Origin of the sequence: Pseudoxanthomonas sp. UC19_8, from assembly GCF_042700505.1 — a bacterium.
Taxonomy (GTDB): Bacteria; Pseudomonadota; Gammaproteobacteria; order Xanthomonadales; family Xanthomonadaceae; genus Pseudoxanthomonas_A; species Pseudoxanthomonas_A winnipegensis.
This window is the reverse complement of sequence record NZ_CP170559.1, coordinates 1552649-1576855: the sequence shown is the minus strand read 5'-3', so window position 1 is coordinate 1576855 and position 24207 is coordinate 1552649. Positions and strand designations below refer to the sequence as shown.

General features: G+C 64.6%; 27 protein-coding genes. 4 read left to right on the top strand and 23 right to left on the bottom strand.

All coding sequences use genetic code 11. The annotated features are described in order from the left end of the window. Positions 1-17: 17 nt before the first annotated feature. The 3 genes from ACFJIT_RS06855 to ACFJIT_RS06845 are packed head-to-tail and all read right to left on the bottom strand — an operon-like array spanning position 18 to position 874. A complete protein-coding gene (locus tag ACFJIT_RS06855) occupies positions 18-230 on the bottom strand; it encodes a GDCCVxC domain-containing (seleno)protein (RefSeq protein WP_130522588.1) in 213 nt (70 codons plus the stop codon). Next, positions 223-507, bottom strand: coding sequence for a heavy-metal-associated domain-containing protein (locus ACFJIT_RS06850; protein ID WP_130522589.1), 285 nt, complete (start codon positions 505-507; stop codon positions 223-225). The genes ACFJIT_RS06855 and ACFJIT_RS06850 overlap by 8 nt, the downstream gene beginning before the upstream one ends. A 10-nt stretch (positions 508-517) precedes the next feature. Further along, positions 518-874 carry a mercuric transporter MerT family protein gene (locus ACFJIT_RS06845; RefSeq protein ID WP_130522590.1) on the bottom strand — a complete coding sequence of 119 codons (357 nt, stop codon included), beginning with the start codon at positions 872-874 and terminating at the stop codon, positions 518-520. A 41-nt stretch (positions 875-915) separates the two neighbouring features. On the opposite strand from ACFJIT_RS06845, the gene ACFJIT_RS06840 reads away from it, so the two are divergent. Then, entirely contained in the window at positions 916-1362 is a 447-nt protein-coding gene (locus ACFJIT_RS06840) for a MerR family transcriptional regulator (RefSeq protein ID WP_130522591.1), read from the top strand. Here the strand turns inward: ACFJIT_RS06840 and ACFJIT_RS06835 are convergent. The 11 genes from ACFJIT_RS06835 to ACFJIT_RS06785 form a co-directional block, all read right to left on the bottom strand. Beyond that, positions 1359-2252, bottom strand: coding sequence for a cation diffusion facilitator family transporter (locus tag ACFJIT_RS06835; protein ID WP_130522592.1), 894 nt, complete (start codon positions 2250-2252; stop codon positions 1359-1361). The genes ACFJIT_RS06840 and ACFJIT_RS06835 overlap by 4 nt on opposite strands. 38 nt (positions 2253-2290) lie before the next feature. Beyond that, entirely contained in the window at positions 2291-3538 is a 1248-nt protein-coding gene (locus tag ACFJIT_RS06830; RefSeq protein ID WP_162456371.1) for a sodium:proton exchanger, read from the bottom strand. Positions 3539-3560: 22 nt separating this feature from the next. Next, positions 3561-3881 (bottom strand): P-II family nitrogen regulator, encoded by a 321-nt coding sequence (locus ACFJIT_RS06825; RefSeq protein ID WP_130522594.1) that lies wholly within the window; start codon positions 3879-3881, stop codon positions 3561-3563. A 73-nt stretch (positions 3882-3954) separates the two neighbouring features. Next, positions 3955-4275 (bottom strand): P-II family nitrogen regulator, encoded by a 321-nt coding sequence (locus tag ACFJIT_RS06820; protein WP_130522595.1) that lies wholly within the window; start codon positions 4273-4275, stop codon positions 3955-3957. After that, positions 4272-7400: an efflux RND transporter permease subunit gene (locus ACFJIT_RS06815; RefSeq protein WP_130522596.1), complete on the bottom strand. Its 3129-nt coding sequence runs from the start codon at positions 7398-7400 to the stop codon at positions 4272-4274. Before ACFJIT_RS06815 ends, ACFJIT_RS06820 begins: the two co-directional genes overlap by 4 nt. A 40-nt stretch (positions 7401-7440) precedes the next feature. Then, complete coding sequence (locus ACFJIT_RS06810; RefSeq protein WP_165394505.1) at positions 7441-8586, bottom strand: efflux RND transporter periplasmic adaptor subunit; 1146 nt, start codon at positions 8584-8586, stop codon at positions 7441-7443. An 11-nt stretch (positions 8587-8597) separates the two neighbouring features. Next, the gene (locus tag ACFJIT_RS06805) at positions 8598-9878 is read right to left on the bottom strand and encodes a TolC family protein (protein WP_130522598.1); all 1281 of its coding nucleotides are present in this window, start codon (positions 9876-9878) and stop codon (positions 8598-8600) included. 64 nt (positions 9879-9942) lie between these two features. Beyond that, complete coding sequence (locus ACFJIT_RS06800) at positions 9943-10329, bottom strand: hypothetical protein (RefSeq protein ID WP_130522599.1); 387 nt, start codon at positions 10327-10329, stop codon at positions 9943-9945. A 109-nt stretch (positions 10330-10438) separates the two neighbouring features. Next, positions 10439-12745, bottom strand: coding sequence for a heavy metal translocating P-type ATPase (locus ACFJIT_RS06795; protein ID WP_379655737.1), 2307 nt, complete (start codon positions 12743-12745; stop codon positions 10439-10441). Between the two features lie 193 nt (positions 12746-12938). Continuing rightward, positions 12939-14345, bottom strand: a complete 1407-nt coding sequence (locus tag ACFJIT_RS06790; RefSeq protein WP_379655390.1) for an FTR1 family protein — start codon at positions 14343-14345, stop codon at positions 12939-12941. After that, entirely contained in the window at positions 14303-14890 is a 588-nt protein-coding gene (locus ACFJIT_RS06785) for a c-type cytochrome (RefSeq protein ID WP_379655389.1), read from the bottom strand. The genes ACFJIT_RS06790 and ACFJIT_RS06785 overlap by 43 nt, the downstream gene beginning before the upstream one ends. 192 nt (positions 14891-15082) lie before the next feature. Here ACFJIT_RS06785 and ACFJIT_RS06780 point away from each other — a divergent pair, with 192 nt between their 5' ends. Both ACFJIT_RS06780 and ACFJIT_RS06775 read left to right on the top strand, forming a co-directional pair. Beyond that, complete coding sequence (locus ACFJIT_RS06780) at positions 15083-15526, top strand: helix-turn-helix domain-containing protein (protein ID WP_130560916.1); 444 nt, start codon at positions 15083-15085, stop codon at positions 15524-15526. A 37-nt stretch (positions 15527-15563) separates the two neighbouring features. Beyond that, a complete protein-coding gene (locus ACFJIT_RS06775; RefSeq protein ID WP_130522602.1) occupies positions 15564-17210 on the top strand; it encodes an NAD+ synthase in 1647 nt (548 codons plus the stop codon). 310 nt (positions 17211-17520) lie between these two features. On the opposite strand, the gene ACFJIT_RS06770 is transcribed toward ACFJIT_RS06775, so the two are convergent. Then, positions 17521-17733 (bottom strand): hypothetical protein, encoded by a 213-nt coding sequence (locus ACFJIT_RS06770; protein ID WP_130522603.1) that lies wholly within the window; start codon positions 17731-17733, stop codon positions 17521-17523. Positions 17734-17826: 93 nt separating this feature from the next. Between ACFJIT_RS06770 and ACFJIT_RS06765 the strand changes: the two genes are divergently transcribed. Further along, the gene (locus ACFJIT_RS06765; RefSeq protein WP_205956140.1) at positions 17827-18495 is read left to right on the top strand and encodes an arginase family protein; all 669 of its coding nucleotides are present in this window, start codon (positions 17827-17829) and stop codon (positions 18493-18495) included. Between the two features lie 86 nt (positions 18496-18581). On the opposite strand, the gene ACFJIT_RS06760 is transcribed toward ACFJIT_RS06765, so the two are convergent. From ACFJIT_RS06760 to ACFJIT_RS06725, 8 genes are all read right to left on the bottom strand, one after another. Then, a complete protein-coding gene (locus tag ACFJIT_RS06760) occupies positions 18582-18878 on the bottom strand; it encodes an EF-hand domain-containing protein (RefSeq protein WP_130522605.1) in 297 nt (98 codons plus the stop codon). Positions 18879-18905: 27 nt separating this feature from the next. Next, positions 18906-21413 (bottom strand): heavy metal translocating P-type ATPase, encoded by a 2508-nt coding sequence (locus ACFJIT_RS06755; protein ID WP_130522606.1) that lies wholly within the window; start codon positions 21411-21413, stop codon positions 18906-18908. Continuing rightward, positions 21400-21807: a heavy metal-responsive transcriptional regulator gene (locus tag ACFJIT_RS06750; protein WP_130522607.1), complete on the bottom strand. Its 408-nt coding sequence runs from the start codon at positions 21805-21807 to the stop codon at positions 21400-21402. The genes ACFJIT_RS06755 and ACFJIT_RS06750 overlap by 14 nt, the downstream gene beginning before the upstream one ends. Before the next feature lie 15 nt (positions 21808-21822). Beyond that, on the bottom strand, positions 21823-22131 hold the full coding sequence (locus tag ACFJIT_RS06745; protein WP_130522608.1) for a hypothetical protein: 309 nt from the start codon (positions 22129-22131) through the stop codon (positions 21823-21825). A 172-nt stretch (positions 22132-22303) separates the two neighbouring features. Next, entirely contained in the window at positions 22304-22813 is a 510-nt protein-coding gene (locus ACFJIT_RS06740) for a DUF411 domain-containing protein (protein WP_130522609.1), read from the bottom strand. A 10-nt stretch (positions 22814-22823) separates the two neighbouring features. Beyond that, the gene (locus ACFJIT_RS06735; protein ID WP_379655388.1) at positions 22824-22982 is read right to left on the bottom strand and encodes a nuclear transport factor 2 family protein; all 159 of its coding nucleotides are present in this window, start codon (positions 22980-22982) and stop codon (positions 22824-22826) included. Between the two features lie 41 nt (positions 22983-23023). Next, positions 23024-23344, bottom strand: coding sequence for a hypothetical protein (locus tag ACFJIT_RS06730; protein ID WP_379655387.1), 321 nt, complete (start codon positions 23342-23344; stop codon positions 23024-23026). Continuing rightward, a complete protein-coding gene (locus ACFJIT_RS06725) occupies positions 23322-24197 on the bottom strand; it encodes a c-type cytochrome (RefSeq protein WP_379655386.1) in 876 nt (291 codons plus the stop codon). Before ACFJIT_RS06725 ends, ACFJIT_RS06730 begins: the two co-directional genes overlap by 23 nt. Positions 24198-24207 lie beyond the last annotated feature (10 nt).

The window sequence follows — 24207 nt, the reverse complement described above, 5'->3', positions numbered from 1 at the left end:
ATCCGGTGGCCAACCGACTACCCACAGCACGGCCTTTGCTGCTGGATGGGCGGACACGGCACCGTGCCGTAGGAGCAGAAAACACAGCAGTCGCCCGGTTCGGGCTTCAGCAGCTCGCCACAGGCCGTGCACTCGTAGAAGAACTGGCACGCCGTCGTCGGCATGGTCTCGACGGCCTGGTGACCGCATTGCGGACACGTCAGCGTGCTCTGCAACTGCAACTCAGCCACCGTTGGCCCTCGCCTTGGCCGGGAAGCCTGCCTCGGAGATCGCACGCGCGATAGCTGGCACGTTGGTGCGATCGGCATCGAAGTCCACGGTGACAGTAGCCGCCTTGGTGTCGACTTGTGCCTTGGAAACGCCGGGCACCTTGTCCAGGGCCTTTTCGATCGTGATGCTGCACGCCGGGCAGGTCATGTTTTCAACATCGAGGACGGCCTTCTTCGGCGTCGCGGCCCACGCCATGCCCGTCCACAAGATCATCAACCCAACAATCCACTGGCGCATCGTTCGTCTCCTACATGAACCAAGCTACGTAATACGGGAAGAGCAGCAGCAGCGCGATCACGACGGTTGCCATCCAGAGCCAACGCCGGCGGCGGCGCAGCCCGCCTGGATCAATGCAAGCTCCGTCCGTTCGACAGCGGGAGGCAGGACCGTACAGACTCCAAAATGCCCAGCCAAGGCACGCCAACGTGGCCACGCTGAACCAAGGTCGCCAGGCATCCAGCGCGGTGAGGTTGGCAATCCACGCGCCGCTGACGCCCAGCAGCACCAGAACCAGCGGCACCACACAGCACACGGACGCCGCGATGGCGGCAAAACTCGCCGCAACGATGGCTGGCAGGGAGGATTTGGCGGGGAGGTTGGCCATGAGCGCATACTACGGTCTGTACCTGGGTACGGAGTCAAGCCATGGCCGAGAGCGCCCTCACCATCAGCAAACTGGCGGCATCGGCCGGCGTGCATGTCGAAACCGTGCGCTACTACCAGCGCCGCCGGCTGTTGCCGGAACCCCAACGGCCCTTGGGCGGCTTCCGCCACTACGGACCAGCCGATGTCACCCGTCTTCAATTCATCCGGCGAGCCCAAGCGATGGGATTTACCCTGGATGAAATTGCCGGCCTGCTGGAACTCAAGGGCAAGCGGGCCTGTGAGCAAACGCGTCGACTGACCGAACTCAAACTGGTCGATGTTCGCGAACGACTCGATGCGTTACATCGGCTGGAAGTCGATCTTATGAACCTCATCGCTGAATGCAGTCAGGCGCCTGGCGGCGAGTCGTGTCCGACCCTGGACCGTCTAGAGCATGCGACGGAGCACTCGGACAAGCGCGGTCGATGCGCCGCGATAGCCGATTAGGCATGACCATGTGCATCGTCACATGGCGTCATTTCGACTTGCAGCGTCGCGTGGTGAATGCTGAACCGCTCCTCCAGTGCAGCGGCCAGTGAGCGCCGGACTTGTTCTCCATCGCCCCCATCGCGCAACACGATATGCGCCGTCAGCACCGGCTCCTTGGAGCCCAAGGCCCAGGCATGCAGGTCATGAACCGCGATGACGTTGGGGTGCGACAGCATCATGGTGCGGACCTCGTCCAACTCCAGGCCATGCGGCACGCCTTGCATCAGCACCTGACCAGCTTCCCGCAACAATGTCCACGTACGCGGCAGCACCCAAAGTCCGATGAGGACTGCGATGATGGGGTCGGCCACCGTCCATCCGGTGAACTTGATCACCAACGCGCCGACGATGACACCGACGGAACCCAGCATGTCGCTCCAGACTTCCAGATAGGCGCCCTTGACGTTGAGGCTGGTGCCGCTGCCCGCCTTGAGTAGGCGCATCGAGATCAGATTGATGACCAGGCCAATCGCAGCGATCACCAGCATGCCGCTCGAGGCGACTTCCGGCGGATCGCGAAAGCGGCCGACGGCCTCCCACAGGATGTAGCCGGCGACCAGGAACAGCAGGCCACCATTGATCATCGCGCCTATGGCTTCCATCCGCGCATAGCCATACGTGCGCTTGGCGTCGGGTGGTCGTCGGCTCAAACGCACAGCGAACAACGAGATTGCCAGCGCAATGACATCTGTGCCCATGTGAGCGGCATCGGACAGCAATGCCAGGCTATTGGTAATCAATCCACCGATGACCTCCGCAATCAGGAACGCGGTAGTTAAGCCAAAGGCCCACCACAATGGCTGTTCGTGCTTTATCTCGCCGGTGCCGTGATCGTGTCCTGCGCCCATAAGAAGTCTCCCGTAATCGAATCGATGGTTCGAACGCGTTATTCGGTCTGCGGACTCGTTCCGAGCATTGCCCGCATCAGTGCGGGCAATCGCCGGATGTGGCGAACAAGCAGTGCTACCGCCAGCGCGAGATACACCCAGGCCAAGGCCGTCAGCACGGCGATCTCGCGCTCGGGCGTGGCCTGGTAGAAGAAGGCCAGCCCGAGTTGCGTCACGAACAGACTCGCCAAGGCCAATGCCCCCCAGAGGCTAAGCCGCAGCGGCAACAGCAGCGCCAGCGCGAACACGGATTGCGCCGCCGTCAGGAAGAACTCCTCGTGCTGGCGCGCATCCAGCGGAAGCGACATCACTCGCCCAGCGCCGATGCTCATCGCGATCGGCAACATGCCGACCAACAGCGTCCACTGGTTGATCTTGTCACTGATCATGGTGGTGAGGCCGGCACGGGCGCGGCCATCAAGGGCGAACAGGATGGCGATGGTGACCGCTGGCGCTTCGCTGGCCAGCGGTGCCAGCCACTGGACTACAAGGAACTCGTCGATGCCTAGACGACGACCTGAAGCCACCAGCGATTCGGCGAAGGGTTCGGCCGCCAGCAGGATGACACCGGCCGCCACCACACTCATCGCCGCCATCACCGTCCAGCGCTTGGCGGGCGTCAACTGCGCGATCACCGCGCCTGGGCCCGGTTCTTCGTCTTCCTCTTCCTCTTCGTTCTCCGCGCGCGAGGTGCGCCACAGGTACAGGCAGAACAAGACGCCCAGCACGAGAAAGTCGATTATGCCAATGCTGTTCTTCAGCAAGATGATGAAGGCATACGCGCTGGCTAGGGCGAGGAAAACGATCTCGACCGAGTTTTCGTACTGCAGCACGATTCCTCGCTGTCGCGAACGCCACCAATGCAGGCCCACCAGCAGCGGCCAGGCCAGGCCGATCAGCAGACGATTGGCGCCTGTCATGTTCGCTGCGGCGTAGGCGACGTAACCCGAGGCCGGATCCTGCCCGGCGCGATAGGCGTAGTAGAAGTCGACCGCGTATTCGGGCAGCACTGTAATCAACGCAACCACCGCCAGCACGAAACCGGTGGCGATGTATTTTTCCGCCGCTTCGGCACCCCATGACAACAGGAAGCCCGCTGCCAGGATCGCAAGACCAAACAGCACCGCATCACCCAGCGCACCCGCGCTACCGCTGGTGATGCGCAGATACGTGGCGGGCAGGACGGCCGCTACTGCGGCGCTCACGGGAACGACGAATTCACGAATGCCGTTATGGAGGCGAGTCATGCGCGGCTTCTCCTTCGATGAGTCATTCGGCTGGGCTCGACGGGCCGATTGCCTCGTGCCGCTCCACCGGCACGACGAACACGGCCCCTACCGGCAGGTCGCCGATGCGGCCTACCTCATGGATCAGGGCCACAATCTGTTCGGTCCGCGCATCTTCGCAATAGGCTTCCAACCGCACGTCGGATTCACCCTCTGGCGCCAGATCGGCACGGACGATGGCTTCGTTCGGATGCACGACGCCGTGCACCCGGGACAGCGAGAGGTGGTAGAGGCCCGCACGCTCGATTACCCGCACGATGCGATCAGCCAGCGATGGACGGACAAAGGCGACAATCATCTTCATGGTGGGCACTCCCGATGTTGAAGGACGCGACAGGCCGGGCCCGCCGCACCCAGTCACGGCACCGCTTCGGCCATCAACGGACGTCGTTGATGGGAATCGACTGATCGATGGTGCTCACGTATATCCAGCCGGCTTCCGCTCGACCCGTCCGCCCGATCTGGCGAAAAATCTCCACCGCACGCCCTACGTCGCTGTCCTCGCAGAACAGTTCCATCTGCACTTCGTTGATCACTTGATCACCGAACTCGACCGAATACTCCTGCTCGCGCGCACTGAGTGCGCGCAGCAGGCCTTTCACGTCGAACAGGCTGAGGCGCTGGAAGCCGGCGGCTTCCAGCGCGTGGATCAAGTCTGAGACACGATTGCGGTGCACAAATGCCTTGATCTGTTTCATGACGCAGTCTCCTGAGAATTGTGCTCGGCCGCCTTGCGGTCGGAGCGGTTTTCAAGCCATTCGTACAGAACCGGAAGCAGGATCAACGTGAGCAGCGTTGAACTGATCAGACCGCCAACGACCACCGTCGCCAACGGACGTTGCGTTTCCGCGCCGACACCGCTGGACAGCAGCATCGGCACCAGACCGAGGATCGCCACGCTCGCGGTCATCAGCACCGGTCGCAGACGCAGAGCCGTGCCCTGCACCACCGCTTCGCGCACCGACAGGCCTTTCTCACGCAGCTCGTTGAGGAAGCTCACCAGCACGATGCCGTTGAGCATCGCCACGCCGAATACCGCGATGAAGCCGATCGCTGAGGGCACCGACAGGTACTGGCCGGTGACAAACAAGGCCAACAATCCGCCAATGGTGGCGAACGGCACGTTGGCCAGAATCAGCGCCGCGTACTTGACCGAGTTGAAGGCGGTATAGAGCAACACGAAGATGAAAAAGATCGTGACTGGCACGATCAGCGCCAACTTGGCCAGCGCACGCTGCTGGTTCTCGAACGCCCCACCCCACTCGATCCAGTAGCCCGGCGGCAGCTTCACCTGCTGCTTAATCGCCGTCTCAGCGTCCTGGACGAAGCTATCGACGTCGCGGCCTCGGACGTCCATCTGGATCACCGCATAGCGTTGCAGTTGCTCGCGACGGACGAACGAGTAACCTTCGGCCACGTTGATGTCGGCTACCTCCGACAGCGGCACCAAGGCGCCGGTTGCCGTGCGGAGCGGGATGCGACGCAATGACTCGACCGAATCGCGTGTCGCGTCATCCAGCCGCACTGCGATATCGAAGCGTTTCACGCCATCGAGCAGTACGCTCACCGGTTCGCCGCCCAGGCCATTGCGGACGATGGTGAGCACCTCCTCAGCGTTCATGCCATGGCGGGCCAGTTCGTCGCGCTTGACCGCGATGCGAATCTGCGGCTTGCCGATGTTGGCTTCCAAAGCAAGGTCGGCCACGCCCGGCACCTTGTCCAGCACGCGCTTGATGCGGCCGCTCAGCTTGTCGAGTTCGCCCAGGTCTTCACCGTAAAGCTTCAGCGCCAAGGTGGCGCGCACGCCGGAGATCAGTTCCTCCACGCGCATCTGGATCGGTTGGGTGTAGCCGGGCACCACGTTCGGCACGACCTTCTCCAGCGTCTCTTGCATCGCCGCTTCGAGCTGCTTGATGTCGCGGCCCGACTTCCACTCTTCCTCGGGTTTGAGCGCGGTGTAGATCTCCATGTAATTGACGTCGGCGGTCTCGCCCTTCTCGGCACGGCCGATCATCGCCAGCGTGGTCTCGACCTCCGGGAATTGCTTGAAGGCCGCGGCGATGGTGTTGCTGGTCTTGATCGATTCGTTGAGCGAGGTCGACGGGATGCCCGTCACGCGCCACATGATCGAGCCTTCCTGCAGTTGCGGCATGAACTCCTTACCCAGGAAAGGGAACAGCGCCAGGCTCGCGACCAAGGCGACAAGCGCGCTGATCACGACCACTTTCTTGCGGCCCAGCGCCTTCGCCAACAGCGGCTGATAACCACGCTTGATCCTGGCCACCAACCACGTATCGCGCTCGGGCTTGGGCTTGAGAATCATCGACGCCAAGACCGGGATCAGCGTCAGGCTCAGGATCAGCGAACCGGCCATCGCGAAGGCGATGTTGAATGCCATCGGCTTGAACATCTTGCCTTCGAGGCCTTCCAGCGCGAACAGCGGCAGGAACACCACGATGATGATGCCGATCGCGAACGTGATTGGATTGGCCACTTCCTTAGCCGCGGCCAACACCGCAGAAGTCTTGTCGACCTTCTCTCCGTGTTCCAACCGCTCCGCCATGATCCGGAAGGCGTTCTCCACCATTACCACCGCGCCGTCGACCATCATGCCGATGCCGATCGCCAGGCCCGCGAGCGACATCAGATTGGCGGACAAGCCGACCTGCCCCATGCCGATGAAGGCAATCAGCATGGCCAGCGGCAGTGTGACGATCACGACCAGCGCTGAGCGGACCTCGCCCAGGAACAGGAACAGGATTACCGCGACCAGCAGCGAGCCTTCCACCAGCGCCCGCACCGCGGTTTCGACCGCCTTGTTGACGAGGTCAGTGCGCTCGTACATCGGCTTGAGCACCATGGTCTTCGGCAGTGCATCGCGCACCACGTCAAGCTTGCCCTTGACCGCCTCGACCACGTCCTTGGCGTTCTCGCCGATGCGGGCCAGCGCCTGGCCCATCACGACTTCCTGGCCGTCGCGGGTCACCGCACCGAAGCGCGGCGCGGGGGCTTCGACCACGGTTGCCACGTCACGCAGATACACCGGCACACCGTCCTCCGACTTGAGCACGATCGCGCCGATGTCCTCGGTCGACTTCAGCAAACCCAGACCGCGCACCAGGAACTGCTCGCGGCCCACGTCCATCACGTTACCGCCGACCTGGCCGTTGTTGGCGGGGAGCGCGTTGATGACATCGCCGAAGCCCAGCCCGCGGGCGTAGAGGCGTTGCGGATCGATCTGCACCTGGTACTGGCGTTCGCCACCGCCCCAGGAACTAACGTCGTCCACGCCCGGTGCCGTGCGCAGGATCAGCCGCACGGTCCATTCCTGCCATGTGCGCAGGTCCATATCGGTGACCTGGTCCTTACTGACGCCGGGCGCGCGTTCGACGGTGTACCAGTACACCTGCCCCAGGCCCGACGTGTTCGGGCCCATGCTCGGCTTGCCATAGCCTTCAGGCAGACGATCGCCGATTTCCTGCAGGCGTTCGTTGACCAGTTGTCGCGCGAAGTAGATGTCCATGTCGTCCTTGAAATAGACCGACACGTACGACAACCCGAACAGGCTGACCGAGCGGATTTCCTGCACCTTCGGCAGGCCGGCCAACGCAGACTCCACCGGCGTGGTGAGCAACTGCTCGACGTCCTCGGCGGCCAGGCCCGGGGACTCGGTGTAGATGTTGACCTGGACCGGCGTCACGTCGGGGAAGGCATCGATCGGCACGTTGCGAACGGCGCTGATGCCGAGGAAGGCGACGACCGCGAACACGATCAGGACCAGGAACTTGTAGCGCAGGGAGAGTTCGACCAGGCGATTCAGCATGGCGCACCTCCCGCAAAGGCGGGATTGGCGTCAGAGATCATCACTCTTCTCCTAACTGCGACTTGAGCATCTGCGCTTTGACGGCAAAGGCGCCTTCGACCACGACGGCGTCGCCGGGCTTGAGGCCTTCGCGGATGACGGTCCGATCGCCGATCGCTTCACCGGTACGCACCGGCGTCGGTTCCAACGCACCGGTCGCGTTGCGACGGAACACGACCGTGTCGCCTTCCAACTGCACCACCGCGTCGGTTGGCACCGACACCATAGTCACGGCGGCGTTGCCATCCTTGGCGACGTCGCTGGCCTCGAAGAACACATCGACGTAATCGCCGCTGTGCAGGCGGTCGTCCCGGTTCGGAACCTCGATCCGCACCACCGCATTGCGGGTCGTGTCCGACGTGCGATGCGCGGGATGCTGAACGGTACCCTTCAGGCGCTCGCCGTTGAACACCACCGTCGCTTCCGTGCCGGGTGTGATGCGCGGAACGATCCCCGATGGCAGCTTGGCGTCGACCCAAACCACCGATTCATCGACCAGGCGGAACAGCGTCTTGCCCGGTTCAATTTTCTCGCCGACGACCACGGCATCCTCGGTGATTCGCCCGGCATGCGGCGCGGTCAAGGTGAACTGGCCGTTGCTGCGCCCGGCCGCCGTGCCCGGCAAGCCATACGCCTGTGCCGTTGCGCGAGCGCGATCGAGCGCGACCTGTGCCTCGTTGATGCGGCGCCCGGACACGGCCTCACGACCGAGTGCAGAGACGCGGCGCCATTCCTGTTCGGCGATGCGCAACTCTGCCTGGGCATTGGCGACTTCGACGCTGGACAGCGTCACCAGCGGTGCGCCGGCGCGCACTTCGTCGCCGAGCTTGGCATGGCGACGCACGACCAGGGCTTCGACACTGGGCGTGATCAGCGCCGTGCCGTAGGCATTGTCGAGCACTTCACCGGGCGCACGCAGCTGTTCGCTCATCGAAGCGGGCTGCAACGCCTGCACGACGATGCCGGCAGCTTTCATCGCTGCGGCATCGAGCTTGACGGGCGCGATGCCGGCTTCGCTTTCGGTGGGCGCTTCAGCGCCTTCGGCTTCGGTCGGGGCCGACTCGGTCGAGGGGGACCTCGAACATGCGGCCATGGCAAGCAGTAACGCCGCGGCCAGCAACGGCGACATCAGACGGAACGGGGTCATCGAAAGTTCTCTCATGGGGTGCCCTCCAGGCCGGCCCAGCGTTCAAGCTGTCCGGTGGCGGCGAGGTAATCGGCGTAGCTGCGCCACAGGCGCGCTTCGAGTTCGGCGCCGGCGAGTTGCGTGTCGAGGGTCTGCTTGAGTTGCAGCAGGTAGTCAGCGGTGGACAGCTCGCCCTCGCGCCACAAGCGCTCAAGGAGAGTGGCGCGACGCTCCACATCCGTGCCGCGGCTCGCCTGCCAGCGCGACCAGGCCGATTGCGCTGCGGCGTAGCTGTCGATCGCACGGCGACGATCGGCATCGAGTTCGACGCGCACGCGCTCGGCCTCGGCGATCGCGACATCGGCATCGGCCTGAGCTGCCACTACCTCGGCGCGATAGGAATTGCGCACGAACAGCGGAATGCTGAGCGACACGCCGACCACGTTGTCCTGCACATTGCCGTAGTCGATGCGTCCGCCGCGCACGCCCACGGTGGGATCGGCCACCCGATTGCGGCGGGCAACGGTCACTTCGCGTTCGGCAGCCAGCGCAGCGGCTTGTGCGGCTTGCCAGTCGGGCAACTGTTCGATGCCGGTATGGGAGGGCATCGGCGGCGGCAATGCGTCGCTGGGCAGCGTCAGGCTCGCCAGGAGTTCCGGCGAGCCGCCGACCGCGCGGAAACGCGCTTCGGCCTCCGCCTGTTCGGCGACGAGTTGCGACTGCTGGGCTTGCGCTTCATCGCGGGCCAGCAGTGCCAAATCGCGCTCCAACCCGGAAATGTCGGCTGCAGCAAACTGCTTTTGTGCCAACTCGCCAAAGCGCGTGACCAACGCCAATCGACGTTCACCGGTGCGCACACGTTGCTGCGCCGTCTGTAGCTCAGCCCAACTGGCGAACCACTGCTTGGCGAAATCGCGGCGACGCAGCTTGGCTTCAGCGGTGGCTAGATCGACCCGCGCGGAGGCCGCGTCGCGACGCGCGCGACGCTTGCCGCTCAGATCGAGCGTGAGGTTGAGGCCAGCGGTTGTGGTGCGATCCGGGCCTTCATCGTCGCCGGCCAACTCGACTTCGGGGTTGTAGAGCGGTCGTCCGGCCGCATCGTACCGGGCACGGGCTGCGGCCAGTTGCGCTTCGGTGGCGCGATAACTCGGATGGTGTTGCCAGGCGGCCTGCAGCGCCTCGCGAAGTGCGACTGGGGCCTGTGTATCGGGGGTTTGGGCGGCCATGGCCAAGCCCGACAGCAAACTCGCTGCCAGAACCAGGACGGCCAGCCGCGCGACGCGACGTCGTCGCGGCGAACGAACAAGGTGCATTGGAAGATCCTCTGAGTCGACGGTGTCCTCTGGCGCTCCGCGCCAAAGGGGCAAAACACCTGACTCAGGCGATCGGCGGCCTCAGTTCCAAGGGTTGCGACGCGCTGGGCGGCAACCCGGACGTACGCATAGGCAGCGCCTGCGGCACGAGCACAACCACGATCTGCGTATCCGGCACCATGGCGGCAGCATGATGGCAACCGCAGTGACTGCAAGCGGCATGCCCGAGCTTGAGCTTCGTGGAATCGTCATTACCGCTATCCAGCGGCGATGCCTTCACCGCCACGGCATGGCTGCCATCCGTGCCGAAGCCCATGTCCGCGAAATCGTGCTTCGCACAGGCGGCCGCCGCGCCGATCTTCAGGGCGAAGATCAGCAGCACCAGTACCGCCAGCCGCGTGGAAGCGCGCAGGCGGGCCAGCAGCAGGCAGGAGGAGGCGACCGGGTTCATCCTGCCAGCCTAGCCGGTGCCACGGACGTTATAAAATCTCATCAGGCCGGTTCCCGGGAGCGGGTCATGCCGTTCCTCGCTCGTGGACACATGCGCGACGGTATCCACGTCACTTCCTCAGCAGGCGCATGCCGTTGCCCACCACCAACAGGCTGGCGCCCATGTCGGCGAACACCGCCGCCCACATCGTGGCCTGACCGGTAAAGGTCAGCACCAGGAATACTGCCTTGATGCCCAGCGCCAGGGTGATGTTCTGCGTCAGCACGTGAGCGGTGGCGCGCGACAGCCGGATGAAGGCCGGAATCTTGCGCAGGTCGTCGTCCATCAGGGCCACGTCGGCGGTTTCGATCGCGGTGTCGGATCCAGCCGCGCCCATGGCGAAGCCGATGTCGGCCCGTGCCAGGGCCGGGGCGTCGTTGGTGCCGTCGCCAACCATGCCGCTGGTACCCTGTGCGGCGAGCGCTTCGACCTCGCGCAGCTTGTCTTCGGGTAGCAGGTTGCCTTGGGCGCGGTCGATACCGACCTCACCGGCGATGGCCTGCGCCGTGTGCGGGTTGTCCCCGGTCAGCATCAGGGTCTTGACCCCGAGCGCGTGCAAGTCGGCGATCGCCTGTCGGCTGCTGTCCTTGACCGTATCGGCGACCGCGAACACCGCCTGCACGCCGTCGCTGCCTACGACGGCGACCACGCTCTTGCCTTGGGCTTCCAAGGCCGCGAACTGCGCTTCCAACTCGGCGGAACTGGCACCCAACTCCTGCACGAGCCGGTGATTGCCCAGGTGGTAGAGCGACCCAGCGACGCGGCCACTCACGCCGCGGCCCGGCAGTGCAGCGAACTCCTCGACCTCTTGCATCGGCACGCTGTCATTCTGTCCCGCCACGGCGATGGCCTTGGATACAGGATGATCGGAACGCGCCGCCAGGCTGGTCGCTATGGCGCGCACGCGGGTCGCATCAGCCTGGCCCCAAGCCGCGAAATCGGTCTGTTTAGGCTTGCCGTGGGTGATCGTTCCGGTTTTGTCCAGCGCCAACCACCGCAGCTTGCGGCCATTCTCCAGGTACACGCCGCCCTTGATCAGGATGCCGCGTCGCGCCGCCGCGGCCAGACCGCTGACGATGCTCACCGGGGTGGAGATCACCAGGGCGCAGGGACAGGCGATCACCAGCAGCACCAGGGCCCGGTACGTCCAGTCCAGCCAGTCCGCGCCCATCAAGAGCGGCGGCACCACCGCCACGCCCAGGGCGACGGCAAACACCAGCGGGGTGTACCAGCGCGCAAACTGATCGACGAAACGCTGGGTCGGCGCACGATTGCCCTGCGCGGCTTCGACCGCGTGGATGATGCGGGCCAAGGTGGAATCGCTGGCCACGGCGGTAACGCGATACTCCAGGGAACCTGCTTCGTTGATGGTGCCGGCGAATACCGGGTCGCCTTCGGCCTTTTCGACCGGCAGGCTCTCGCCGGTGATCGGCGCCTGGTTGACCGTCGAACGGCCGAGCACCACCATGCCGTCCAGCGCTATGCGTTCGCCGGGCTTGACCCGCACTCGGCTGTCGAGTGCGACGGCCTTGGCATCCACCTCGATCCAGCGCTGATCGTCTTGCAGAACGGTGACACGTTCGGGCGTGAGATCCATCAGGCCGCGTATCGCATTGCGGGCGCGATCCAGCGACTTGGCCTCGATCACCTCGGCCAACGCGAACAGCACCATCACCATCGCCGCCTCGGGCCAATGGCCAATGAGCATCGCGCCCGTGACAGCGATCGACATCAGGGCGTTCATGTTGAGATTGCGGTTCTTGAGCGCAATCCAGCCCTTCTTGTAGGTCGACAGACCGCCAGTCCCGATGGCGACCAACGCCAGCGCGATGACCAGCCACGTCGGGGCGCCGAGCCAAGACACGACTTCGGCCAGGATCGCCGCCACACCGGAGACGGCCAATGGCCACCACGCGGTGCGTGTCGGTACCGGCGCGCCCGGCTCTGCGCCACCTTGGCTGCCCACCACCTCGGCCTCGAAGCCCAGCGACTTCAGGCCGGTCAGCACGTCAGGCAAGGCCTCGGCCGCGTGACGCACGGTCAAGGTGCGCTGCACGAGGTTGAAGGCCAGCGACGCCACCCCGGGCATGCCGCCGAGTTTGCCGCGGATCAGGCCTTCCTCGGTGGGGCAATCCATCTTCGCGATACGCAGTGCTGTTTCCACGTCGGAGGACGGCGTATCCATGGGCGCCGCCTGCATGCCGATCGCGGCCAGCGCTTCGTCCACGGGCGTCAGCGCAGACAAGGTGTGGTGCACCGACAACGTCCGTTGCACCAGATTGAATTCCAGATCCGTCACTCCCTGGACTTGGCCGAGCTTGTTGCGGATCAGCGCCTCTTCGGTGGGGCAGTCCATGTTCTGGATGCGATAGCGCATCGGCGACCGGACGGCCGCTGCTGCGGGCACCGTCGTCGTTGCCACTGCCTGCGTGCTACCGCAGCTATTGCAGGTGTCGCTCATCGCGTGGGTTCCTCCATGCAGGCCTGTAGGGTCTGCGGGATCGATCGCATCTGGAAGGCGTCGCGCCGAGCGCCGTCCCTGCTGCCGCGCGCAGGCCACATGCCGTGCCTCATTGTTCCACTCGTGCGGACACGCGCGAGGTGCGGGCGTTGAAGTAGAAGCCGCCGATGGCGATGACCGCGACAGTCACTTGCGCTAGCAGCGACTGCCAGGACGGATACACGCCGAGCCAATCGATTCTCGGAGCAGCGACCAGGGCCTGGCCTATCCAGCCGGCCTCCTGCAGCGCCGCCACGCCCTTGCCAACGAGCACAACCGCGAGCACCGCAATCAGGATCGAGCTGATCGAGAAGAACTGGCCGATTGGCAAACGCTTGCTCATGCGCAGCATCCAATAGGCGACCGCCGCGAGCACGACGCAGCCCGCCACTAGTCCGCCGAGAATCGCGGTGCTGTTCTCCTGGCTCCACATCGCGATGAAGAACAAGATCGTTTCGAACACTTCGCGATAGACCGCGACGAAGGCCAGCAGGAACAGGAACACCGCCGAGCGTCGCGTCAGCGCCGCCGACACCTTGGCGTGCAGATACTGTTGCCAGCGGCCGGCCAGGCTCTTCTGGTGCATCCAAATCCCCACGCTCAGCAGCACCGCGGCAGCGAACAATGCGGAGACGCCTTCAGTCACCTCGCGATTGGCGCCGCTCACATCGACCAGGTGGGTGGCGATCGCCCAGGTCGCCACGCCCGCCAGCAACGCGCCGATCCAGCCGGCGTGCACCGCCGGCAGGACCTCGCGGCGCTCGGCCTTGCGCAGAAAGGCGATCATGCCGATCACGATCAACAACGCCTCAATGCCTTCGCGCAACAGGATGGTGAAGCTGCCGAGGAACGCCGTGGTGCGATCGGTATGCGCGTCCTGCAGCACGCCCTCGGCGCGGTCGAAGAGTCCGGTGACCTGCGCGGCCTGCACGGTCGCGTCGGCCACCGGCACGCGCCGGCCGATCATGTCGCGATAGCGCGCCATCGTCGTTTCCAGCTCCCGCATCAGCGCGTTGTCGCGGGCGGCGAGCGTGGGTTCGACCGGCTCCACCCCATCCAGGTACGCCGACAAGGCCGCGGTCTTCGCCTGCACGGCATCGCCGGCCTCGTAGGCGCTGAGGCTTTCGGCCATGCGTTGGCGGGCCAGCGTGAACGGCCCGGCCGCTACGCCTGACGCCGGGTGCTGCAGCGCCTGCGGGTGCGCGCGCAGGTAGGCAACGATCGCCCGCGCTTGTGCCGCCTCGCTGCCGGCGGCCACCAGATCCGCCTCGCTGGTGCGGGTCAGCGCTTCCAGCGTGGGAATGCGCTGGCGCCAGGCGGGATCCTCGCGCCACAGGGTTTCACCCTCGGCCCGCGCCTGCGGCGAATGCGCCAAGCTGCCGACATGGAACGCCAACGCCCAGCGATCAGCCTCGGGCAGCGACGCGAAGCTGGTCATGGCCGTGCCCTGGATGCCTTGCGAGATCGCCTCGTACAAGGCGAAGGGCGTGCGCCGGGCGGCGCGGGTGGCATCGGTGAAGGCGATCGGGGGCGGATCAGGCTCGCCGCGGCCGGCCCGTCGCCAGCGCCTGACGGGCCGTGGCAAGCGGCACACTGCGCGGCGTACAGATCCGCGCCGTGGGCAGGATCAGGAGGCGTCGCCGGCACGGCACCCACCGGATAGCTGGCCAGCAGGCCGTCTGCCAACTGGTGCGCCAACGAGGCGACGTGCCCAGCATCGGCCTTACCCTCGACGGCTGCGACCAGTTGATCCGCCTGGCCGATCAGCGCCGCTTGGCCCGGCGTGGTCGGCAGCACCGCCAATTGGCTCCGCACGGCGCCTGCAAACTCGCGCATCTCTGCGTACTCGGCCTCGGACACGACGCGTCCGGCTTGCACGGCCGCGCTGTAGTCGACAGCCACATAGTCCAGCAATTGCCAGGTCTGGCGCGGATTCACTGCCGACGTGGGGGCCCCAAAGACCGGCAGGCACATCGAGGCCAACAACGCGATCAGCAAGCCACGGCAAAAGGAGTTCGTCACGGGAAGCGCCTGGATGGGAGAGAGTCGAAAACGGGAATGGGAACCAGTTGCAATTGCACAGGGTAAACCCCGTACCACCTACAGAGTCAAGCGGCTGTATTCCCTGGCATGGCGACTTCGTTGTTGCAGGGCATAGCACCCGTAGGCCCCACAGGGTAAAGTCCGTAGCCGCTATAGGGTCAAGAGGCGTCGATGAAGATCAGCGAAGCGGCCGAATCCAGCGGCTGCCATCTGGAAACCATCCGCTATTACGAGCGCGTGGGGCTCATGCCCAAACCGCACCGGACCGCCAGCGGTTACCGCGAGTACCGCGACGAGGAGGTGGATCGGCTGCGCTTCATCACCCGCAGCCGCAACCTGGGCTTCAGCCTGGACGAGATCCGCAGTCTGTTGCGGTTGGAGCACAACCGCATGTTGTCCTGCGCCGAGATCGATGCCATCGCCCGCGAGCATCTGGCCGATGTCCGTAGCAAGGTCCGCGAACTCAACCGCATCGCCCGCGAACTGGACCGCACGATCAACGCGTGTTCGGGCGGCGCCCGCGGCCAATGTTCGATCCTGGCCACCTTGCGCGAACCACCGCCGGCCAAGCGGACAGAGAAAGCAGCAAATGTGCGTCGGACCAGGCAAGCGTGAAGCGTCCCGCAGCCCGATGCAATGACCGAAACCGCGCATGAGCCTGCGCATCGCATTGGTCCAGGCGGACTTTCCGGTCGGAGACCTCGACGGCAATGCCGCTCGCATTGCCGAACGGATCGCCGAGGCGCGCGATCTCTACCGCGCCGACTTGGTGCTCTTTCCCGAACTCACAGTCAGCGGCTATCCGCCCGAGGATCTGCTGCTACGACCGCAGTTCCTGTCCGACTGCGTCGCCACGTTGCACCGCGTCGCGCAAGAGGTCACTGGGATCGTGGCCGTAGTGGGCTGGCCGGAAGCTGTCGGCGCTGTGGTCTACAACGCACTGAGTGTGCTGCGTGAAGGCGCCGTTACCACGACCTATCGCAAGCGCGATCTACCCAATTACGCGGTCTTTGATGAGCGGCGTTACTTCGCTGTCGATCCCGATGGTGGGCCATGCGTCTTCGACGTCAACGGCGTCACCGTGGGCGCGATGATTTGTCAGGACTTGTGGGGATTGGAGCCCACGTTTGAAACCGTCGCGGCCGGCGCTCAGCTGATCCTGATCCCGAATGCTTCGCCATTCGAGCGCGACAAACATGCTGAGCGCGATGCACTGCTCGCCGAGCGCGCCCGCGCGAACCAAGTCGCGCTCGCATACGTCAATGTCGTCGGTGGCCAGGATGCGATCGTGTTCGATGGCGCGTCCCTGCTCGCCGACGCCAATGGCCACGTACACCCGGCGGCCATTGCCTTCGAGGAACACGCACTGGTTGCTGATTTCGATCCGCATTCACGTAGCTTTACCCCAGTCGCGTGGCCGATCGACACCGATGTCGGCCGCGACGCGGTCGCCTGGCGGGCAATCGTGCGGGGGCTAACGGACTACTGCAGCAAGAACGGCTTCGATCGGGTCTGGGTCGGCCTGTCCGGCGGACTGGATTCGGCGGTCGTGCTGGCGATGGCCGTCGATGCGCTCGGCGCCGACCGGGTCACCGCCGTGCGCCTGCCATCGCGCTACACCAGTGCGTTGAGCAACGATCTGGCCGCCGCGCAATGCGCGGCCCTGGGCGTGGCACTACGGACGGTGCCGATCGACGCACCGTTTCAGGGCTACCTCGACACGCTCAGTGGTCTGTTCGCGGGTACGACGATCGATGCGACCGAAGAGAACCTGCAATCTCGCGCGCGCGGCGCGGTGCTGATGGCGCTGAGCAACAAGCTTGGCGGGTTGCTGCTGACCACTGGCAACAAGAGCGAGTACGCGGTCGGCTACACCACGATCTACGGCGACATGTGCGGCGGCTATGCCCCGCTCAAGGACGTGTACAAGACCGAGGTGATCGCACTGGCACGCTGGCGCAATACCGTGGGCGGCGCACCGGTCATTCCACCCGAGGTGATCGCCCGGCCGCCGACGGCAGAACTGCGCGAGCATCAGACCGATCAGGACACGTTGCCGCCCTACGACGTACTCGACGCAATCCTGTTCCGCCACATCGATCAGGAGCAGTCGCGCGAGGAGATCCTGGCGGCCGGATTCGCCGCTTTCGTTGTCGACCCGGTGCTGGAGCTGGTGCACCGCCACGAATGGAAGCGGCAGCAGGCGGCGCCGGGACCGAAGATCTCGCGCCGGGCGTTTGGACGCGAACGGCGTTACCCGATCACCAATGCCTATGCTCAGGTGTTCCCCACACCGTGATCCCACGAGCAACGTTAACCGCTACCTCGGAACCGCCACCCGCCCTTTCCGCACCTTGAACCGCGTGGCATTCAGATGCTGACCATCCTCGCGCCGTCCCGAAAACGTGCCTAGCCCGAGGAACAACGGTGAGCAAACCAGCTACTCAATCGGGCTTTGTCAAGCTCCCCACGATCCTCACGCAGTTAGTCGTGGATGTCGGCGCCGCACTGGCCGTGCTGATCGCGACGGCCACGCCGTCAGTGTTCAAACCGGCGGGCGACCCATCGCGGTTGGGCGACGAAAGCCGCCCGCTAGTTGATCGCATCACTCAGATCTTGAAATCATCGAAAGCCACGTGGCTTTCCGGAACCTCCAGTTCCGCCAGCATGTGGCGGGTAGCCGACAGCATCGCCGGGGGGCCACACAAATAGAAATCGCACGATTGCAGGTCGGGATGGCCTTGCAGCAGATGATGGGACGCCGCCTCGTGCACCAGTCCCTGCAACAGCGCATCGTCGCATTCGGCGGCTTCCGAAATCACCAGGTGCCAGGTGAAATTGGAGCTCCTCGACCTGCCCTTTCAAGGCAACTGAAATAACTGGCATCTGGGCATGGCCGCATCGACCCGCCGGGCTTGGCGGACACGCGCCGGTGGCACCAGGTGGTGCGCAAGGCGGACGAATCCGGTTCGCCGGGCGTCGCCCTGATGGGTTTGGCCAGCGATGAAGGCATCCGCCGCAATTCGGGCCGAATGGGTGCGATGCAAGGGCCGCTTGCGTTGCGGAAAATGCTGGCCAACCTGCCGGTGCTGCACGCCAGCGCGCTGTATGACGCCGGCGACGTAGCCTGCGAAGGCGAAGCACTCGATGACGCGCAGGCCCGTTATGCCGAACGCGCCAAGGCCCTGCTCGACGCCGGTCACTTCGTCGTCGGCATGGGCGGCGGACACGAAATCGTTTATGCAAGCTATTCCGGCCTGGCTTCGCATCTGGCGAACGCGCGGCAACGTATCGGCATCTTCAATTTCGATGCACACTTCGACCTACGCGAACAACCGCGCGCCAGTTCCGGCACGCCGTTCCTGCAAGCCATCGAGGACGCGCGACGCCTGGGCCACGACGTTCGCTACCACTGCCTTGGCGTCAGTCGAACGAGCAATACGCCAGACTTGTTCGCCGTGGCCGACAGGGTCGACGCGCGCCATATCCAGGACGACGCGCTATCATGGACGTGTGCCGAATTGTCGCCACCACTGGACATCGACAACGCGACCGCGCGCGTGGCAGCACGACTCATCCACTGAGTCGTCGGTCGCCGCTGAGCCGTATCGTGGAAGACGGGTTTCGGCTTCGGCCGCAACCGCTACCGAAACCCGTTCACCGCAAAGCGTCACATGCCTTTGCCGGCGGCGAACTCTTTCGGGCTCAGGCGACCATCCTTGTTGGCATCCAGCATGCCGAAATGCGGGCCGAGGCGGTGCTTGGCCAACTCGGCCTTGGACAGCGTGCCATTCTTGTCCGTATCAAGCGTGGTGAACTCGTCCGGCTTGGCATCCATCTTCATCGCACCATGGTTCATCTTGCCGTGATCCATCTGGCCATGGTTCTGCGCTGGTGCCGTCGTTTGTGCCATCGCGGTGCCCGCAAAGAACAAGGATGCCGCCAATAGGGAAATCATCGTTTTCATCGTTCTACTCCAGTGGAAAGTGGGACCTTAGTGACAGGACGAGCCGCCCGCGGACCCGGCGGGACGGAGCGTAGTGGTGGTAGCGGGTTCGGCAGTCGGCATCCGCGCAAGGCGAAGCGCGTTGGCAACCACCGATACTGAACTCAGGCTCATCGCCAGCGCGGCGATCATCGGGCTGAGCAGCAAGCCGAAGGCCGGGTACAACACGCCTGCGGCCACCGGCACGCCGATGGCGTTGTAGAGGAAGGCGAAGCCGAGGTTCTGCTTCATGTTGGCGACGGTTTCTTCGGAAATCGCCCGCGCCTGCAGGATCCGCCGCAGGTCGCCCTTGACCAGAGTCACCTGCGCACTGGACATGGCCACGTCGGTGCCGGTGCCCATTGCGATGCCGACATCGGCGGCGGCCAGCGCCGGCGCGTCGTTGATACCGTCGCCGGCCATCGCCACCCGCTTGCCCTGCGCCTTCAATGCCTGCACCAATTCCGCCTTGTCCTGCGGCTTGACGTTGCCGCGCACGTCGTCGATACCGAGCGTGCGGCCGACCGCTTCCGCGGTGGCTTGCGCGTCGCCCGAGGCCATGACGATATGCAGGCCCGCGGCGCGCAATTCGTTGAGCGCCGGCAGCGTGGTCGGCTTGACCGGATCAGCCACGGCGATGGCGCCGGCCAGGCGACCGCCGGAAGCCAGGTACATCACGCTCGCGCCCTGCCCGCGCAAACGTTCCACTGCATCGGCCAACGGCGCGACGTCGGCGCCAACGGATGCCATCAGCGCCTGGTTGCCGAGGACCATATCTTGGCCTTCGACGCGACCGCGCACGCCCTGCCCCGTCACTGAGTCGAAATCTTCGGCTGGCGTCAGCGTAACGCCACGACGCCGGGCTTCGGCGACGATCGCCTCGGCCAACGGATGTTCGCTGCCCTGCTCCAGACTGGCCGCCCATTGCAGCACTTGGTCGGCATTGAAGCCGTCCATAGTCAGGCTGTCCTGGAACGCCGGTTTGCCTTCGGTCAACGTACCGGTCTTGTCGACGACCAACGTATCGATCCTGCGCAGGTTCTCGATCGCTTCCGCATCGCGGAACAGCACGCCGGCGTGCGCGGCGCGACCGGTGGCGACCATGATCGACATCGGCGTGGCCAGTCCCAGCGCGCACGGACAGGCGATGATCAGCACCGACACGGCGTTGAGCACAGCATAGGTCCACGACGGCTCCGGTCCGAACAGGCCCCAGCCGAAGAACGTCGCCAAGGCCACGCCGAATACCGCCAACACGAACCAGAACGCGACCTTGTCGGCCATGCGCTGCATCGGTGCGCGCGAACGCTGCGCCTGCGTGACCAGTTGCACAATCTGCGCCAGCACGGTGTCAGAACCGATCTTCTCTGCGCGAATCACCAGGCTGCCGGTGCCATTGATCGTGGCGCCGATCACGCGGCTGTCTGCGGTTTTTTCCACCGGGATTGGCTCGCCGGTCAGCATCGATTCGTCGAGGTTCGAGCGCCCTTCCAGCACGACGCCATCGACCGGCACCTTCTCGCCCGGACGCACGCGCAGGCGGTCGCCGACATGCACGTGTTCGAGCGGCACGTCTTCTTCATCGCCACGATCGTTGATGCGTCGTGCGGTCTTCGGCGCCAATCCCAGCAATGCCTTGATCGCGGCCGAGGTCTTCGAACGTGCGCGCAATTCCAGCAACTGGCCCAACAGGGTCAGCGACACGATCACCGCTGCCGCTTCGAAATACACGCCGACGCGGCCGTGTTCGCGGAAGGAATCCGGGAAGACGCCGGGCACGAGCGTCGCCACCACGCTGTAGCCGAAGGCAGCGGCCACTCCCACGCCGATCAACGTGAACATGTTCGGGCTGCGGTTGCGGATCGACTGTACGCAGCGTTCGAAGAACGGCCAGCCGGCCCACAACACGACCGGCGCACTCAACGCGAGTTCCAGCCAAGTGCGCGCCTGCGTGGACAGGCCGGGGATGCGATGGCCGAACATGGCCAGTACCAGCACGACCACGCTGAGCGGCAGTGACCACCAAAAGCGATGACTGAAATCGCTCAGCTCAGGATTCTCTTCCTCGTCCAGGCTGGGCATTTCAGGTTCCAGCGCCATGCCGCAGATCGGACACGTGCCCGGCCCTTCCTGGCGGATTTGCGGATGCATGGGGCAGATATAGATCGTGCCCTTCGGCATCGCTGCCGGCACCTCGGGTTTCGGTGCAAGGTACTTGGCCGGTTCGGCGACGAACTTCTCGCGGCAACGCGCCGAACAGAAGTGATATTCGTTGCCCGCGTGACTGGCGTGGTGCGGCGTAGTGGCGGGGTCGACCTGCATGCCGCAGACCGGATCGGTCAGCGGATCCGCATTCGCGGCATCGGGTTTCTTGCTGGAACAACAGCCGTGCGCCGCATCGTGGTCGTGGTGCGCGGCCGGCGCCGGCGCGGTCGCCTTCGCATCGGACGAACAGCAGCCCTGTCCCGCGGCGTGGTGATGATGGTGGGGATGTTTGGAAGGATCAGGCGTGTTCATGTGTTTCCCCGACGAGCGCATTTAGGATGGGGCAACCCTGCAGTTCCCCGTGACCCGGACAGGCATCGACCAGGCTAACCAGGCCGTCGCGCAGGCGGGTCAGTTCCGCCAGCTTGGCTTCGACGCCGGCCAGCCGCGCTTGCGCGGCCTGCCTGACCTGGGCCATGTCGGAAGTACGGTCGCCCGACAGGCTCAGCAGATCGCCGATGTCGGCCAGGGTGAAACCGAGCGCCTTGGCGCGCTGGATGAACTGCAGTCGCGCCACGTCGTCCTGGCCGTAGTTGCGGTAGCGCGATTCCAGGCGCGCCGGCGATGGCAGGACGCCTTCCCGTTCGTAATAGCGGATGGTGTCCGGCGTGACGCCGGCCTGTTTCGCGAGTTGTCCGATATGCATGTCCCGGCTCCAAGGTCAGGCGTGGCGGATTTCCGCAGCCTCAATGACGCCGTCATGATTGCGGTCGATGCGGTCTCGGCACTTGGCCTGGCATGCTGCCGACATCTGCGGATTGTCGGTTTCGGCCGCCTCAAGGAGACCATCGCGATTGACATCGCGCTGGGCGAACTGGTGCTTCAAGAGGCGGGCCTGTTCGTCGGCCTTTTGATCGCACGTGGCAAGATGGATTTCGTGCGGCGTGGACTGACCCATGGCCAACGTGGTGAGGGGCGCCAGAGACAGCAAGCCGGCGCTGATTGCAAAGATGTGGGAAGCTATTTTCATGATCTGTCTCCAGCGACAAGTTCTGGAAGAATTCGGTTTTTCAGCTAGGTGACCCTGGCTGACAAGGCCAGCTTGCACTTTGGAGTTACCTCCAAGGTCAAGCGTTTTGTCTCGGATTCAGGAAAATATTTCGCCTTCATTCATGCAGGGATGTCCTAAGGCAAGATGGGCATCAATGCTGGGCGAAAGCCTGTGTGCTGCCATCACGGGCAACCTGCTCCACGGTGTACGGCTCCGTTCGCCCGTCCGGCAGTTCCATGCCCGGCGAACCGGCCGGCATGCCGGGAAGCACCAGTCCCTTCACGTCGGGCTTCCGCACCAGCAACCGCTTGATGTCTTCCGCCGGCACGTGGCCTTCGATGAAGTAGCCCGCCACTTCCGCGGTGTGGCACGACCCCTTGCCATACGGCACCCCAAGACGCTGTTTGATCGGGGTGACGTCGTTCTGGTTGTCCACCTGCACCGTGAATCCGGCTTGTCGCATGTGTTCGACCCATTGGTTGCAGCAACCGCAAGTGGGACTCTTGTGCACCAGTACCACTGGCAATGTTGGCGTGGCCGTTGCCTGCACCTCAGGCGATATGCGGGTACCTTCGGCGACGGTTGCAACCGGCTTGGCGCAGGCCGCCAGGGCAGTGCCGCCTAACAACACCAGGATCGGAAAAGCGTGACGAATCAACATGGCGGCTTCCTCAGCGTTTGGGTCGCGATGACCAATGGATGTGGACGATGCGCCAGCCCTGCGTCCCACGCTTGAGCACCATGGTCTCGGTACTGAGCAGGGTCAGGGGCTTGCCATCCTTGCTGGCATGCAATTCGCTTTCGCTGCCGACCCAAGCCAGTTCGCCCACCGCCTTTGCCGTGCGTTGCTTCAGCTGTACATGCGCGCCTTTCAGGAATTCCGCATCGTGCTTGGCATGCCCATCAGGTATTCGGTCCTGGAGCGCTCGGCACCACCGCTTTCCAAGATCAGCACATCATCGGCCAACCAATTGCCGGCGCGTTTCAGGTCGCCAGCCTGCAATGCACTCGAGAAGGCTTCCACGACAGCGACAGCAGGCTTCGCTTCGGCGGCGATGGCGGGCTCGCTGGCCTTCGCATGCTGCGCGGGATCATGGGCTTGCGCGGCGAACGGCAGGGCCAGCAAGGTCAGGAAAACGATTCGATGGATCATGAGACTAATGCTCCGGTCAGTGTTGGTGATCGTGTCCATCGCTGGCCGGTTTGGTTTCGGGCATGTCCATGCCGGCATGCGGGTCGACGACCGCCGGCTTGGCTGTCGCAGAGACAGCCGGCTTGGCGGCAGGAGCAGCGGCGTGGACGTGCTCCTTGCCATCGGCATGGGTATGCACTTGGCCGCCGGCCGGTGCTTTGGTGTTCTTCGGCGCGTCGTCGTGCGGTGGCGTGCCCGGAGGATGCGGGTGCGGCTTCGCCTCGCTCATCGGCATGCCGGCCATCTCGTCGTGCCCCTCGCCTTCGGCATGCTCATGCTCCTCGCCCTCCTCCGCATGCGAATGGCCGCCGCTCTCGCCACCACCATGCGAGTGCCCTCCGCTGCTGGCGACCAAGGTTTCGTATCCCGCCTTGTTGAGCTTCGGCAATTCCTGCAGGAAGGCGGCCATGTTCCAGATGTATTCGTCATTCATGCTCTTGCCCCACGCCGGCATGCCGCTGGCCTTGATGCCGTGCTTGATCACCCAGAACGCTTCGGCTGCATCGACCGATTCCTTTGCGAGATTGGGCGGCGTCGGGTACAGGCCCTTGCTCAGTTCGGTTTCCTGCATGCCCGGGCCGAGATGGCAACCCGTGCACATGGCGTTGTAGTTACCGGCGCCTTGGCGAATGCGTGCCGGGTCATTGAGGTTGGCCGGCAGTTGCAGCTTGTGCGCGCGGGTGTCGATCGAGCGCTCGCGCAGCGTTTGCAGCACCGCATACACGGGCTTGGTGTGTGTGTCGTCGGCGCCGATGTTGTAGATGCCCGACCAGACGAAACCGGCCGTCCCCACGAGGGCGACACCGGACAGGAGGCTCATAGCGAGCAGGGACTTTCGTGTTACGAACGGCATGGTGATCTCC